The sequence below is a fragment of the Stenotrophomonas sp. NPDC077461 genome, assembly GCF_049545475.1.
Lineage (GTDB): Bacteria > Pseudomonadota > Gammaproteobacteria > Xanthomonadales > Xanthomonadaceae > Stenotrophomonas > Stenotrophomonas nematodicola.
The window spans coordinates 57,280-74,351 of sequence record NZ_JBMWDO010000015.1 but is presented as its reverse complement, the minus strand read 5'-3'; the positions used below and the strand labels follow the sequence as shown (position 1 = coordinate 74,351).

At 70.3% G+C, this 17,072-nt stretch carries 3 protein-coding genes; all 3 read right to left on the bottom strand.

The features are described 5' to 3' along the window. Positions 1-2,818: amino acid adenylation domain-containing protein (locus ACPEH8_RS19230; RefSeq protein ID WP_423667870.1), on the bottom strand; the 2,818-nt coding region annotated here is incomplete at its 3' end. After that, entirely contained in the window at positions 2,815-13,923 is an 11,109-nt protein-coding gene (locus ACPEH8_RS19225) for an amino acid adenylation domain-containing protein (RefSeq protein WP_423667867.1), read from the bottom strand. The genes ACPEH8_RS19225 and ACPEH8_RS19230, both read right to left, overlap by 4 nt. Before the next feature lie 104 nt (positions 13,924-14,027). Then, positions 14,028-17,072 carry an amino acid adenylation domain-containing protein gene (locus ACPEH8_RS19220; RefSeq protein ID WP_423667864.1) on the bottom strand — a complete coding sequence of 1,015 codons (3,045 nt, stop codon included), beginning with the start codon at positions 17,070-17,072 and terminating at the stop codon, positions 14,028-14,030.

The window sequence follows — 17,072 nt, the reverse complement described above, 5'->3', positions numbered from 1 at the left end:
AGCCGCGCACCTTGACCTGGTGGTCGGCGCGGCCCACGTAGTCCAGCTGTCCGTCGGCGCCGTAACGCACCAGGTCGCCGGTGCGGTACATGCGCGCGCCCGGTTCGCCGGCATGCGGATCCGGCACGAAGGCCAGCGCCGTCAGGGCCGGCTGGCCCACGTAACCGAGCGCGAGGTTGACGCCGCTGACATGCAGCTCGCCCAGCGTGCCGGGAAGGACCGGCTGCAGCGCTGCATCGAGTACCCGAAGCGCGCTGTTGGGCAGCGCCACGCCGATCGGCAGGATCCGGCTGTGCAGCAGATCCAGATCGCTGGAACTGCCTTCCCACCAGCTCGCCGATACCGTGGTTTCGGTCGGCCCGTAGGTGTTCAGCCACCGCACCGACGGGCGACACCGACGCCAGCGCTGCAGGCACTCGAAGGCCGGCGCTTCGCCACCGACGATCACCAGCCGAAGTGCCGGCAGCGCGGCACCGGCACCGTGCAGTGCATGGGTCCACAGGTGCCAGTACGCGGTCGGCAGATTGGCAATGGTGATCCGCTCGCGCGACAGATAGCCTTCGAAGGCCTCCACGTCCAGGCCCATCCGGTCGTCGTACAGAACCAGGGTCGCGCCGGCCAGCAAGGTCGGGAAGATTTCTTCCACGGCCATATCGAAACTGAAGGTGCTGAACTGCAGCGCCCTGTCCTGTGGCGAGAGCTCGAACAGCGCCGCCATCGCCTCGGCATGGTTGAGCAGTGCGTGATGCCCGATCCGCACGCCCTTGGGCCGCCCCGTCGAACCGGACGTGTAGATGACATAGGCCGACTGCAACGGATGCAGCGGAAGGTCGATGGCTGCGCCCGCCGCCGCGCCTTCCCACCAGGGTCCGTCCAGCCGCCACGTCGGCAGCCGCGCATCCGGGTGCAGCCCGGCGTGGGTCAGAAGCAGGACAGACCCACTGTCCTCGACGACGAACGCCGCGCGCTCCGCCGGCAGGGCCGGGTCCAGCGGGACATAGCACAGGCCTGCGCGCAGCACGGCCAGTGCCGCCGCGACCTGTTCGAGGCTGCGCTGGAAGCTCAGGGCGATGCAGGCACCCGGCGCCAGGCCCGCGGCGGCGAGGCGGGTGGCAAGGTGCGCGCTGCGGCGCTCCAACTCGGCGTAGGTCCACTGGCCCGCCGGACCGTCCAGCGCCACCGCATCGGGGCATGCCGCTGCGCGCGCGCGGAAGCGGGCGACCACGTCGCCCTGCAGCAGGCGCCGCGGCCCCTCGCTGGCCTGCACGCGCTGCGCCACCCCCGCGGGCGACTGCAGCGGCAGATCCACCAGCGCGGTGGTTGGCGCCGCGACGGCCGCCTCCAGCAGGGTGTCGAATGCCTGGACCCATCCGGCGATGGTGTTCGCCTGGAACAGGTCGGTGTTGTATTCCAGCTGCGCGGAGAACGCGCTGCCACGCTGGACCATGTTCAACGTCAGGTCGAACTTGGCCACCGTGTGCGGGCTGCGCACCGGCTCCACGCGCAGTGCCGTGTCCCCGGGCGGGGGCTCGGCCGGATCGGCGCCGGCTTCCAGGTCGAACATGACCTGGAACAGCGGCGTCTGGCCCGGCCTCCGGCTCACCTGGAGCGCGTCCACAACCTGTTCAAAGGGGACATCTTGGTTGGCCTGCGCATCGGCCACGGTGCGGACGGCGCGGCGCAGCACGGCCTCGAACGGTTCGCGCATGTCCAGCGCGAAGCGCAGCGCCTGGGTATTGACGAAGTAACCGACCAATCCCGACAGTTCACGCCGCTCGCGACCCGCCAGGGGCACTCCGATCACAACGTCGTCCTGCCGCGCCAGCCGCGCCAGCAGGACCGCGAAGGCAGCGATCAGCACCACATACGGCGTACACCCGTGGGACCGCGCCAGCTGGATCACCGCCGGCCCCAGCGCGGCGGGAAGCGGATGCGCGCACAGGTCGCCCGCATAGGTCTGCAGCGGGCCGCGTTGGCCGTCGGTCGGCAGATCCAGCCCGTCCGGCGCACCGGCAAGATGACCGCGCCAGTAGTCGAGCTGGGCGGCCAACCGCGCGGCATCGACCTGCCCGCGCTGCCAGACGGCGAAGTCGCCGTACTGGACGGGAAGCACCGGCAGCACCGGCGGCGTCGCGGCCGCATGCGCGTGATACGCGTGGGTGAGTTCGCGCAGGAGAATGCCCGCCGACCAGCCATCGGCGACGATGTGATGCATGCGCAGCGACAGTACGTGTTCCTGCGCGCCCAAGGTGAACAGCACGGCCGAGAACAGCGGGCCGGCGGCAAGGTCGAACGGCAGCGCGGCATGCTGCGCGAGACGGGCATCCAGGTCCGCCGCGTCGATCGCGATGGCGTCGAACGGGCAGCCGGCGGACGCATCGACCACCTGCATCGGCTGGCCATCGATGGCAACGTAGCGACTGCGCAGGATGTCGTGGCGGTGGACCAGCGTATCCAGCGCCGATCCCATCGCCGCGATGTCGACGGCCCCGTACAACCGCAGGCCCATGTGGATCGCGTACGTCGCCCCGTCCGCACCCAGCTGGTCCAGCGTCCACAGCCGCTGCTGGGCGAACGACAGCGGCACCGGCCCGGAGCGATCCACCGGCACGATGGCCGCACCCGTGTCTGCGTCCCCGGCCGCGCTGCCGCCACCGCCAAGGGCAACGATCAGTTCCTGCTTGTGCGCGACCAGCTGCTCGCGAAGCACCGGCGGCAACGGGCCGCGCGGGGACTGGATGCGCAGGTTGCCGTCCTGCACGGTGAGCCGCGCATCCAGCTGGCGGAGCTGCTCCAGCAGGCTCGGGATGATCGTCATAGCAGGTCCTCGAACGTGGCTTCCGACGGGGCGGTCGCGTCCGCCGTGAGCCACTGCAGCGTATCGATGTGGCGCGCCAGGTCGGACAGGCGCGGATTGCGGTAGAGGTCCTCGATGCGGGCGCCCTGCCAGAGCGCATCTCGCACGTCCCGGATGACCTGCATGGCAGACAGCGAGTTGCCGCCGATGTCGAAGAAGTCGCTGTCGCGGCCAACGCTGCCGCCGATCACGGCCGACCAGATCCGGGCCAGGGTGCGTTCGGTGTCCGACGCCAGCGCGCCGGATGGCGCGTCGGCAACGGCGGGCTCCAGCGCAGCCAGCGCGACCCGATCCACCTTGCCATTGACGGTCAGGGGGAGCTGGGCGAGGAAGCTGAAACGGGCCGGCACCATGTAATCGGGCAGCGTGCTGCGAAGCGCCTGGCGCAGACGGTCGCGCAGCGACGCGGGCGTATCGGTGGACCCGGTCGCAATGCAGGCGTGCAGGCACGGCGTGCCCTGCCCGTCCACGGCGACCAGCACGGCCGCATCCAGCACGGCGTCAAGAGACAACAGGGCCGCCTCGACTTCGCCGGTTTCGACACGGAATCCACGGATCTTGACCTGGTGGTCGATGCGGCCGAGGAAGGTCAGGCAGCCGTCGGCGCGATGCCGGGCCAGGTCGCCGGTACGGTACAGGCGTGCCCCGGGGACGGTGGCCGCCGGATCAGGGCGGAAGGCGGCCGCGGTCAGGTCCGGCCGGCCCAGATAGCCCTGGCCAAGCCCGATGCCCCCCACCCACAGTTCACCGACAACACCCGGCACGACGTCATCGAGGTTGGCGTCGAGCACCCGGGCGTACGTCCCTTCGATGGGGTAGCCGATACCGGGCGATACCGCAGCATCGCGAACGGCGGTACGCGTGGCGCAGATGCTGGCCTCGCTGGGACCGTAGGCGTTGTGGAACTGCCGCCCCGCCGACCAGCGCCGCACGATGTCCGCATCGCACGCTTCACCGGCCGAGACCAGCGTTCTGAGGTGGGGGAACTGGTCCGGCTGCAGGTGCCGCAGGACGGACGGCGGCAGCGTTGCCCAGGTCGGGCGGGCCCGCTGCAGGAACCGGTCGAATCCGTCGCCGAGCTGCTTGCCGGTATCGTCCACGACGTGCAGTTCGCCGCCGCAGGACAGCGCGATGGCGATCTCCCACAACGACGCATCAAAACCGGATGCCGCGAACTGCAGCAGACGGTCCTCCACGCCCAGTTCGAACGCGCGCGCCTGGCTCGCCGCCACGTTGCCCAGGCCGCGATGGGTCGACAGCGAGCCCTTCGGGTGCCCGGTCGAACCGGAGGTGTAGATGATGTAGGCCGGCGCATCGAGCGACGGCGCCGCGCATCCGGCCGCCCCGCCGGCACGGCTGATGCCGGTCAGGCCGTCGGGGGTCAGTACCGCCTGCCCGGCCAGCACCGCGGCACCGGCCTCGGCCGACGGACACACCACCCAACCCGGCGCGGCGTCCTGCAGGATCCAGCGCAGGCGTTCGGCCGGCTGGGCGGGGTCCAGCGGCAGATACACCGCCCCTGCCTTGAACAGACCGAGCATGACCGCGACCAGCTCGCGCCCGCGTGGCAGGTGGACGCCCACGATATCGCCGGGTCGTACACCCGCACCGAGCAGGTAGCCGCACCAGTCCGACGCGCGCGCATCCAGCGCAGCGTGGTCGATGCTGCCCTCCGCGTCGACCACGGCGGTCCGCCCACCATGCCGGGCGACGATGTCGGCATGCTGCTGCAGCAGCGAACGCGTCGGCAGCGCTGCCGACGCAGCCGCGCTCCATTGGCGGAGCGCGGCTGCCTGGTCGGCCAGCAGGGTCGGCAGGCGACCCAGCGGCGCATCGACGTGATCGACGATGCCCTGCAGTGCCTGCTCGAAGTGCTGGAGCATGGCGCGTGCCTGGCTGACCGGGTAGCGGGCCAGGTCATGGTTGAGGTTGACGACCAGACTATCGGCCGTCGGCACGATACACAGGCTCAGCGGATAGTTGGAGCGCTCCTGCGAGCCGAGCAGCGATGCCTGCAGGCTGTCCGACGTCGGGTCGGCATCGCCATCGCCGTTGGCCACCGGATAGTTCTCGAAGACCAGCAGTGACTCGAACAGCGGCGTATCCGCGCGGATGTCCGACAGGGCCTGGATGCGCGACAGCGGCAGGAACGCATGTTCGTCGCGCTGCACCTGCTGCGCGTGGCACTCGCGCAGCAGGTCGCCGACGCGCGCGTTCGCCGCCAGCCGGAACCGCGCGGGAACGGTGTTGATGAACACGCCCACGGACGCTTCAATATCGGCCATCTCCGGCGGTCGCCCGGCACCGGTGACACCGAACACCACGTCGTGGCGGCCGCTGTAGCGGGACACCACCCGCGCCCAGGCCAGTTGCAGCACGCTGCTCTGGGTCGTGCCCTGGCGGCGCGCCAGCGCGTCGATCGCCGCATGCAGCGCCGGCGATACGACCAGACGCTGGCACGCGCTGCCCAGCCCTTCGCTGGCGGCGCCCTGCAGGATGGTCGTTGCCTGGCTGAAGCCGTCCAGGTGGTCGCGCCAGTAGCGCTCCGCCGTCTCCACCGGTCGCTCGGCAAGCCACTGGACGTAGTCGCGGAACGGCCTGCCGGGCATTTCCGGCACAGCGCTGGCCTGGCCATCCGCCGCACGCGCGTACGCGGCGTGCACCCGCTCCAGCAGCAGCGGAATGGACCACCCGTCCAACAGCGCGTGATGGTAGGTCAGCAGGAGGCGATGTGCGTGATCGGGCATCTGCGCGATATGCAGGCGCAGCAGCGGCGCCACCGCGAAGTCGAAACCGACGGCGCGGTCGCGTGCCTGCAGTTGTTGCCACGCGGCCTCCGCATCGTTCTGCCGGGCGCGCCAGTCCAACCGCTGCACGGGCAGCGCCGGGGCGGGCTGGACCACCTGCAGCAGGCGGCTGTCGGCAAGCTGCACGAACGCGGTGCGCAGGATCGCGTGCCCGGCCAGCACCCGCTGCCAGGCCGCCACCAGCCGGTCGACATCCAGCGCGTCCGGCAGGCTGAAATCCATCTGGATCAGGTAGGTCCCCCCGTCCGGATCAAGCAGGGAATGGTGGATCAGGCCCTGCTGCAGCGGCGTGGCCGGGTAGATGTCCTCCACCCCGTCGGGGTACGCCTCCAGCACGCCGTCCAGGGTGACCTGATCGAGCCCTGCCAGCGGGTAGTCCGAGGGCGTCCGGCCCCAGCGTCCGGGGCTGCTGCAATGCGTGATGATGGCGCGCAGGCTGACCATGAAGGCATCGGCCAGCGCCTCGATGGCCGCACGGTCGTGGATGTTCTCCGAGTACGTCCAGTTCACTCCGAAGCGTCGACCGGTGACGGCTGCGGTGATGTCCAGCAGGTGCGCGCGGTCCTGTCCCGGCGCATGCAGCGCGCCGGTCGGCGCGTCTGCCGGACGCAGCCAGCGGTCCGCGCTGGCAGGTGTACCGGCGTCGAACTGGCCCAGGTAGTTGAACCCGATGTCGGCATGTGCCCCGGAGCGCGGCAGACGTTCCGCGCCTGCGGCGGGGTGGCGCAGCATCCCGAACCCGATGCCCTTGCCGGGAATGCGCCGCAGCTGTTCCTTCACTGCCTTGAGGTCGGCCGCCAGGTCGGCGCCGTGCTCCAGCACCAGGCTGACCGGATACATCGAGGTGAACCATCCGACGGTGCGGGACAGGTCGACGTCGTCGAACAGGTCCTCACGGCCGTGCCCTTCCAGGGTCAGCGCGATGCTGTGCTGGCCGGTCCACGCACGAAGCGCGTGGGCAAGCGCGAGCAGCAGGACGTCGTTGATTTCGGTCTGATACGCGGCCGGCACCGTGCGCAGCAGCCGCTCGGTTTCCCCGGCATCCAGCGCCACGCTGATGTTGCGCGCCGAGCGGACGTCATTGACGCCGTCCCGCTGCCGGGGCAGCGCAGGCGCGGCGGTGTCCAGCACCGACTGCCAGTAGCTGCGTTCGGCGTTCCAGCGTCCCGCGCGCAGGTCGCCCAGCAACCGTTGGGTCCAGTAGGGGTACGCGGTGGTTTTTGCCGGGAACACGGCCGAACTGCCCTGTGCCACGGCGGCGCAGGCGGTTTCGAGGTCTTCGATCAGCACGCGCCAGGACACGGCGTCCACGACAAGATGGTGCGCCACCAGCAGCAGGCGGGCAGGCCCGCCATCGCAGTGGACCCATGCGCCGGCCATGACCCGGCCCTGGGCCGGCTGCAGCGAGGCCTGGAGCGCGTCCGCCGTTGCCAGCCACTGCGCATCCCCCTGCGGACTGCCCGGGGGATCGATGACCACCACCTCGAGGACAGGCTCGCTGTCGGCCGTCCCGATCCATTGCCGCGTTGCGTCACCGTCGGGTACCAGGCTGGCCCGCAGCATGTCGTGGTGTGCCATCACCAGGCCAAGCGCCTGGCGCAGCCGTGCGGCGTCGAGGTCGGGCCGCACGTCGAACACGACCGCCTGATTCCAGTGCTGCCAATGCGCCAGGGCCTGATCGACAAACCAGTGCTGCACCGGCGAGACCTCGACCGTGCCGGTGACCGGCCCCTGCTCGCAGTGCATCGCCTGCGTGTCGGTCCGACGGATGCACGCTGCCAAGGCCGCGGGCGTCTGGCGTTCGAACAGCAGGCGGGGCGTGAGGTCGTAACCCAGCCGCCGCATGCGGGCGACCACCTGGATACCCAGAATGGAGTCGCCTCCCAGCGCATAGAACCCGGCATGGCGGTCATCCACCGCGCAGCCCAGCACCCCGCTCCACACCTCGGCGATCAGTGCTTCGGTGCCCGGCCGCGGCGGCGCCACCGCAGTCGCCGCAGCCGCCTCCCCGCTCGCCACGCCGAGGGCAGGCAACGCCTTGCGGTCGATCTTGCCGTTCGGCGTCATCGGCAGGGCCGGCAGCAGCACCACGCGCGACGGCACCATGAATTCCGGCAACCGGGCGCGCAATGCTGCCAGCAGGCTGGCTTCGGACACGCCGTCGCCGTCCACCTGCGCATACGCCACGAGCCGACGCTGTGCATCGGCCGGGTCGTCGGCCAGGACCGCGCTTGCCTGGACCCCGGGCAGCATCGCCAGTGCGTGCTCGATCTCGCCCAGCTCGATCCGGAACCCGCGCAGCTTGACCTGGTGATCGCTGCGCCCCAGGTACTCCAGTTCGCCCGAGGGCAGGAACCGGACGATGTCGCCGGTGCGGTACATGCGCCCACCCGCTCCTGCGCCCGCCGGACAGGGCAGGAAACGCTCGGCGGTCATCGCCGCGCGGTCGTGATACCCGCGCGCAAGCCCGGCCCCGCTCAGGTAGAGCTCGCCGATGGCGCCCGGCGGGACCCTGTTCAGCGCGCTGTCGAGCACATGCGCCTGCGTGCCCGGAAGCGGTACGCCGATGCTGGGCTTGCAGCCCGTGCCCGCCGGCACGCGGGCGGCGGTGGAATAGGTGGTGTCCTCGGAAGGACCATACAGATTGAACACCGCCTGCACGCCGGGATGGGCGTAGGCCTTGTCGACCAGCGGACGCGGCAGCGGCTCGCCGGCGACGTTGATGATATCCACGCGCGGCAGACGTCCCGCCTCCAGTATCGCACCGAGCGCCGACGGCACGGTGTTGACCAGGGTCAATGCACCGACATCGGTATGAACGAGGTCCAGGATGGTGTCCACCAGCACCACGCAGCCGCCGCAGGACAGCGGCGCGAACAGCTCGAACACCGACAGGTCGAAGCAGATCGACGTACTGGCGAGGGTGCGCTGCAGCCCCGTCGCCGTGAAGGTCTGCACGGCCCAGTCCAGCATGGCCGCCGTCGCCCCGCGCGTAATGGCGACGCCCTTCGGCACGCCGGTGGAACCGGACGTATAGATCAGATGGTTGAGCCCGGCAGCGTGGCGCGTCATGGCCGGCATATCGGTGGCGGCGTGCGCCAGAAGCCCGGTTGCCGTCACGTCCATGACCGCCGGCACGCACGCCGCCAGCGCCGCATCCGTGCCGGGCGTTGCCAGCAGGAGGGCCGGCGCTGCGTCACGGGCGATGTACTGCAACCGCTCGATCGGGTAGCCCGGATCCATCGGGACGTAGGCTGCACCGGTCCGCAGGATGGCCAGCAACGCGATCACCAGGCCGGCGTCGCGCTGCATGCACACCGCAACCCGGTCACCGTCGCCGATGCCGCGCTCACGGAGCTGGCGGGCCAGGTGCGACACGGCCGCGTCCAACTGCCCGTACGACACCTGCACGCCTGCCGCTTCGATGGCGACCACCGCCGGCGTGAGCCGGGCCTGGCGCTGCACGCGCACGTCCACCGATACCGGGGCCGCCGGCAGCGTGCCGACCTCGGCCACGCCCTGCAGCCAATCGCGGTCCATCGGGTCCAGCCACGCCGCCGCGTCGTGGGCCTGCCCCGGACACGCCAGCATGGCCTCGAGCACGGCCCGGTAACAGCGGCCCGCGCGCTCCACATCCAGACGTGACAGACGGTGCGGATCGAACTGCAGGTCCAGCCCCACCACGCCGCTTCCGGGGTCCTCGCGGAACCCGCACATCAGCGCGAAACTGTTGCGCTGGAACTGTTCACGCTGCTCCACCTCGAACCCCTGCGGCAGGGCATCGTCCATCTGGCGCAGCACGTGGAAGCTGATGAAATTGAAGGCGACCTCGAACAACGGCTCCCCCCTGTTCATCCGCTGCAGTTCGGACAACGGGAAACGCCGGTTGGCCAGCAATCCCTGCTCGGCAGCGAAGGTTCCGGCCAGCAGCTGACGCCAGCTCGCGCCACCCGGCAGCGACATCCGCAGCGGAAGGGTGTTGAGGAACAGTCCCAGGCAGCGATCGCCGTCCTCGTGCTCGAGGCGGCCATTGGACACCACGCCACTGACCACGTCCTGCTGCGTTCCCAGCATCGACAGCACTTTCATGTGCACGGCCAGCAGCACGGTCCGCAGGGGCACGCCGGCGTCGCGCGCCAGCGCACGCAGCCGATCGGCGTGACCGTCGGGCAAGGCGACCTCGCAACGGAACCCGGCGGTGGCGGCAGTGTCGCCCGCACCGGCGGTGCGTGGCAGCGCCAGGAACGGGGCGCTGTCCAGCACGCCGGCCCAGTATGCGCGCGTGTGCGGGTCTGCCAGGGCAGCACCCTCGGCCGCCACGAAATCGCGGTACTGGCTGTGCAGCGGCGTCGATGCGACGGGCGCGCCGCCGCGCAAGCGGAAGTAGGTGTCGAACAGCTCGGTAAAGAACGAGGCCACGCTCCACCCATCCAGAATGGCGTGATGGTCCACCCAGGTGATCTGGAACGCGTCCGGGGCCGTGAGCTGGATGAAGATCCGGTACAGCGGTGCCTGCTCCAGGTCGAACGGCGTCTGCTTCTGCGCCGCGATCAGCGCGTCGATGGCCTCCGCCTGCGCTGCCGCGCTCGATCCACGCAGATCGATGCAGTCGAAGGCCACCCCGACATCGGCGTGCACCCGCTGCAGCGGACGGCCGGTGCCGTCCATGCTGAAGGAGGTGCGCAGGATGGGATGCCGCGAGGCGACGGCCGCCAGCGCCGCCTGGAAGGTCGCCGCGTCCATTGGACAACCGCGCACTGCCAGGCTGGAAACGTTGTGGTAGTGGCCCTGTCTCGGGTCGAGCAGCGAATGGTGGATCATGCCAGCCTGGAGTGCGGCAAGCGGGTACGCATCGACGACGTCGCCCGGCAGTGCCACGCGCTCATCGGCCTCCAGCAGCGCGAATGCAGCCAGCGTCGGCGTCAGCGGGCCGGCAGATGCATCGAACGTGGCCAGCCGGGCCAGGGCCGCCACGGTCTGCGCCGCGAACAACTGCGCCACACTGAAGGTGATGCCCCTGGCCCGGGCCTGCGCGATGAGGCGGATGCTGCGGATCGAATCGCCGCCGAGAGCAAAGTAGTTGTCGTCCACGCCGATGTCGTCACGACCCAGTGCCGTCTGCCAGACGGCCAGCAACGCGGCCTCGGCGGCGTCGCGCGGCGCGGCCGCGCCACGTCGATCCGCCACGGCGAGTGCCGGAGGTGGCAGCATCGCCACGTCGATCTTGCCATTGGCGGTGAGCGGGAACCGCGCGAGCGGCATGAATACCGTCGGCACCATGTGCTCGGGCAGGCGGGCCAGCAACGCCTCGCGCAACGCGGACGCGTCCTGCAGCGCGACCGCCGGATCCGGCACGATGTAGGCGACCAGACGCTTGCCGATGTCGGACACGTCGCGCAGCTGCACCAGTGCGTTGGCGACGCCGGGCAGCGCCGCCACGGCATGTTCCACCTCGCCCAGCTCGATCCGGAAGCCACGCAGCTTGACCTGCGCGTCGCGTCTCCCCACGTACTCCAGCTGCCCGTCGTTGCCGATGCGGGCCAGATCACCGGTGCGGTACAGGCGTGCGCCGCCTGCACCGAACGGATCGGGCACGAAGCGCTGCGCGGTCAGGGCCGGCTGGCCGAGGTAGCACTGCGCGAGGCCTGCGCCGCCGACATGCAGTTCGCCGAGCACGCCGGTCGGTACCGGCTGCAGGTCGGCATCCAGCAGGTGCAGGCTGAGGTCGGGGATCGGGTCACCGATCAGACTGCGCGGCTGACGGGTATCGTCCTGGACAATCTCCCGGTAGGTCACGTGCACCGTCGTCTCGGTGATGCCGTACATGTTGACCAGGCGCGGCCCCGCGCCATGACGCCGGGCAAACCACGGCGCCAGCGCAGGCAGCGTGAGCGCCTCGCCGCCGAACACCACCCAGCGCAGCGCCAGCGCCTGCCGCTGCGCCTCGCCAGCGGCATCATCGGCTTCGGCAAGCTGCAGGAAGGCCGACGGTGTCTGATTGAGGACCGTGATCTGCTGATCGACCAGCAAGGCATGGAATGCGTGTGGATCGCGGCTGACAAGGTACGGGACGATGACCAGGCGGCCGCCATGCAGCAGGGCTCCCCAGATCTCCCACACCGAGAAATCGAACGCACTGGAATGGAACAGCGTCCAGGCATCGTCCGGCCCGAAACCGAACCAGGGTGCGGTCGCGTCGAACAGGCGCAGCACGTTGCCGTGCGGAATCACGCTGCCTTTTGGCAGTCCCGTCGAGCCGGAGGTGTAGATCACATAGGCCGGGTCCTGAGCACGCAGCGCGACCCGCGGACGCTCGCGGCGGGAGGCGCCGTGGCTGGCCGCCATGTCCAGCACCCGGGGCACGAGCGGGTTGCCGTCATTGACGCGCGCGTACTGCGCCTGCTCGGTGGCACCCACCAGGCTGGCGGCCACGGCGGCATCACGAAGAATGTGCCGCAGGCGCTCGATCGGCCCGTTGGGATCGACCGGAACATAGCAGGCCCCGGCCTTGCACACGGCCAGCATTGCCACGATCAGATCGACCGAGCGGTCGATGAACAGCGCGACGCGATCGCCACGCCCGATACCGTGCCCGGCAAGCAGCGCCGCCACCGCATTGGCACGCGCATCGAGGTCCGCGTAGGCGATGCTCTCATCGCCGCAGGTGATCGCGATCGCGCCGGGATGTGCATCGCACATGGCCTCGAACCGGCTCGCGATATCCCCCTCTTCCAGTGCCGGCGCGGGCGATGCCACGGGCCGGAGGGCTGCCGGTGCCGGCGTCAACGGGATCTGTTCCAGCACCGTCGACGGCGCATCGATCGCCTGGCCGAGCACATGCTGCAGGCACGCCACCATGCGATCGGCGGTGCTGGCGTCGAACAGGTCGGTGTTGTACTGCAACCCGCCGCTGATCCCCTCACGCTCCTCCACGAGCGTGAAGGTCAGATCGAACTTCGCCTGTCCGCTGTCGCGATAGATGTCCTCGAAACGCAGCCCGGGCAGGTCGAGAGAAACGGTAACCGCTCCCTGCCAGACGAACATCGTCTGGAACAGCGGGGTATACGCCGGCGTGCGCTCCACCTGCAGGCTGTCCAGGATGCGCTCGAACGGTGCATCCTGGTGCTCGAAGGCATCAAGCACGGTGCGGCGCGTCGCGGCCAGGTGATCGGCGAACGTGGTCGCGGCGGGAATCCGCGTGCGCAGCACCAGGGTGTTGGCGAAGAAGCCCAGCGTATGCTCGAACTCGCCGTGGTTGCGATTGGCGATCATCGTGCCCACCGCCACGTCGTCCTGGCTGGACAGGCGACCGAGTACGGCGGTCAGTGCGGCCAGCACGATCATGTACGGGCTGTAGCCGCTGCGACTGCTGAATGCGGCGAGCCGCTGGCTCAGGTCCGCCCCGAAGCGGATCGGACAGGTCGCACCGCGCGAGCTGCGCTGCAGCGGGCGGGGACGATCCAGCGGAAGATCGAGCAGCGGCGGCATGCCCTCAAGGGCCTGGGTCCAATACGCCAGTTGGGCATCCCACTGCCCGCTCTGCAGCTGGCGACGCTGCCAACGCGCGAAGTCGCGGTACTGCCGCGCCGGAGGCGGCAGTGCGAGGGGGCGCTGCTCCAGGCCGGCCGTGTACAGCGCGGCCAGTTCGCGGACCATCACCGCCGATGACCAGCCGTCGAACACCAGGTGGTGGACGTTGGTCAACAGGAGGTGGTCGTCCTCGGCGAACCGATGCAGTTCGAAACGGTGCAGCGGGCCCTGGCGCAGCGCGAAGCGCACCTGGTCCTGCTGCTGGTACAGCGCGGCGACGCGTGCGTCGCGCTCGTCCACCGGCGTCGGCGCGGCATGGACCGCCAGGCCGCAACCGGGACCCGGATCGATGATCTGCGCGGCCTCGCCGTCGACCACCTCGATACGCGTGCGCAAGGCTTCGTGGCGCGCCACCAGGGTGGCGAATGCGCTTTGGAAGGTGGGCACGTCCATGCGACCGTGGATGCGGAACGCGGTGGAGATGTTGTAGGTGCCGTCCTGCCCGCCCAGCTCATCGAGGAACCACAGACGCTGCTGCTGGAACGACAACGGAATCGGCGCGGCCTGCTCTTCCGCAAGCGCCTGCAGGATCTGCGCCTTGCGTTCCTTCAGCTCGCTGGCCAGCGCGGGCGTGATGACCCCCTTTGCCGCGCTGATCCGCAGTTGATCCCCATGCGCGGCCAGTTCCAGGCCCTTCGCGCGCAACTGCTCAATGTACGTCCTGTTCATCGTTGATCCTGCGTCCGTTTCCCGGCATGGCCCGCGCCTGCCCCATGCCGCGCGCGTCCTGCCTTGTCAGTCCTTCCGCGGCGCATGGCCGCGGATCGCGTCACTCACAGCTCCAGCACATCCAGTGCCGGGCCTGCGTCGGCGGTCTCCTCGATCAGCGCCTGCAGCTGCACCGCCATCGCCGACAGCTCGGGGTGGTCGAAGATCAGCTTGATCCGTGCCTCCACGTCGAACGCGTCGCGGATGCGCGAGATCAACTGCATGGCCAGCAGCGAGTGGCCACCGCGTTTGAAGAAGTTGTCGTTGCGGCCGATGCCCTCCACGCCGAGCAGCGCCTCCCACAGCGCGGCCAACCGGGTCTCGATGCCGGGTTCGGGCGCGACATGCACCGACGTTGCCCGCAGCTGATCGGGATCGGGCAGCGCGCCGCGATCGATCTTGCCGTTGGCGGTCCGCGGCAGCGCGTCCATCTGCAGGTAGTCCTGCGGCAGCATGTGCGACGGCAGCCGGTGCCGCATGTGGTCGTGCAGCTGCAGAACGTCGGCCGCCGCATCTGCGTGCGCGCTCCAGTAGGCGATCAGCACCTGCTCGCCGGCCTGGCCTCGTGCGACAACCGCGCACTGGGCCACGGCGGGATGCTGCGCAAGCTGCGACTCCACCTCGCCCAGTTCGATGCGGTGTCCGCGGATCTTGACCTGCGCGTCGATCCGGCCCACGTAGTCCAGGCGCCCGTCCGCCAGGGCGCGCGCAAGGTCGCCGCTGCGGTAGAGGCGTGCACCGGGGCCGGTGCCGAACGGATCGGGTAGATAGCGCTCGGCGGTGGCATCGGCGCGGCCGGCGTAGCCGCGTGCCACGCCCGCGCCCCCGATGTGGACTTCGCCGACCACCCCCACCGGGACCGCGTCGCCGTGGCCGTCCAGCAGGTAGATCCGGGTGCCCGCCGTCGGAGCCCCGATGCCCACACGCGGTCCCCCAGCACCCAGATCCTCGACCGTGCACCACACGGCGGTCTCGGTGGGTCCGTACTCATTGAACAGTGCGGTGGCCGGAAGCAGCGCGCGGTGACGCTCCACCAGCGCCGGCGGACATGCCTCGCCGGCAACGATCACGGTGCGCAGACTGGTCAGGGTGGCCGGATCGCCCGACGACAGCAGCGTGGCGTACAGGGACGGCACCATCAGGGTGTGGGTGATCTGGCGGGCGCGGACCAGCTCGGACAGGCAGGTGATGTCGTGGACGACCTCGGGGGTGGTCATGACCAGTGTGCCGCCGGACCCGAGGGTCCAGAAGATGCCGGCAATGGAGCTGTCGAACGAGAACGATGACAGCAGCAGGAAGCACTGCGGCGGATCACGATAGCCCAGCCCGCGTGCCGCGGTGGACGCGAGGATGGCGGCGTGCGGCACGCAGACGCCCTTTGGCTGTCCGGTGGAACCGGACGTATAGATCATGTACGCGGCGGTCTCCGGATGCAGGTCCGCATCCACGCCGGGATGACCGGCGGGGGTCTGCATGGCGTCACCGAACACCAGCGATGTCACCGGCAGGCCGTCGCACAGGTCCGCCTGCGCCTGGCGGTCATCGACGATCAGCCACGCGGCGCCGGCATCGGCGAGCATGTAGCGCAGTCGCGCCTGCGGGTAGGCAACATCGAGTGGCAGGTAGGTTGCCCCGCAGCGCAGTACCGCCAGGATCGCGACAATCATGTCGAGCGGATTGGCCAGGCAGACGCCGACCCGGCGCTCCGGCCCGGCCCCCAGCGCGGCCAGGTGCGCGGCCAGCTGCGCACTGCGGCGCTCCAGGTCGCCATACGTGAGCTGCTGCGATTCCCGGACCAGTGCGACACGCGCCGGCGATTGCGCCGCTGCGTGCAGGAACAGGCCAGCCAGACCCCGCCGGTCGGCGGCGACGGGCGGCAGCAGCGGCCCGTGCAGGACGGCACTGGCGGCGGTGCCCGCCGCGCGTCCCGACAGCGCGGCCACCGGCGTCTCCAGGTCCGACGTGCACACCGCGTCCAGCGCGTCCAGGAACTGTTCGCCCAGCACGGCAGCATCCGCATCCCCGTACTGCCCGCGGTCGTACTGGATCATGAGCTGCAGACGGTCGCCGAACTGCTCGCAGACAAGGTCCAGCGCGCCCTCGCTGTCGGCCGGGTGCGACGCGACCAGGTGCACGGCGTCTACCGGTGCGGCCACATGCACGCGATGGAGGAAGCCGGCCAGGCCACCCGATGCCGCCGGCGCGAAGGCCACGCTGGCAGCGGCGGCGGCGACCGTCGCCTCCAGTTGCGCCAGGGCCTGGCCAAGCGCGTGGGAAGGATCGACCTCGACACCGACGGCGACACGCTGGCTGTAGGGCCCGATCGCCTCGTCCAGCTCGGCGACGCGCGACGGGGCTTCAAGGTCGACGTGGACCAGGGTGTCGCCCTGGTGCCGGCGCAGGACCTGCAGCCAGGCAAACAGCAGGCGCGCCCTCGCGCCACCCGGCTGCGCCGGAGACAGTACCTGCGTGGCCAGCGCGGCGGGGACGGTCAACGCGACGCGGCCACGTTCGCGCCCTGCGCCGGCTGCCGGACGGGCGAACGGCAGGATCCGCTGCAGGTGGACGTCGGCATGGCCCTCGGCCCGGGCGGGCCACTGTTGCTGTTGCCACTCGGCGTAGTCGGCGTGCTGGACGATGGCGTCCTCGCGTGCATCGGTATCGCCGGCGAGTTCACGCTGCAGATGACGCGCGAAGACCGCCAGCGACACGGCGTCGAACTGCAGGTCGGTGCCGCGCAGCAGCAGATGGTCGCCCTGCGCGTGGGTGGACGCGATGGCCTCCAGCGTCCCGACGGCCAGGGGGGCGCGCGCGACCAGCAGCGCCAGGTCGTCCGCGAGGTTTCCCGTGGAGGGCAGCCAGTCGATCCGTGCCTGCGGCAGGACCACCTGAAGCGACTCGCTGAAGCCCTGCACGACCGGATAGCCGGTCCGCAGGATTTCATGGCGGTCGACCACCGCGCTTACCGCCGCCTGCAGGCGCGCGGGATCCAGCCCGGCGCCCAGCGCCCAAGCATGCACGCCGATGCGCCCGGCATGATCGGCCGGGCGTGCTGCCAGGCGGGTCCGCTGTTGCTCCGAAAGGCTGTACCCGGTGTGTTCGTCCTGCAT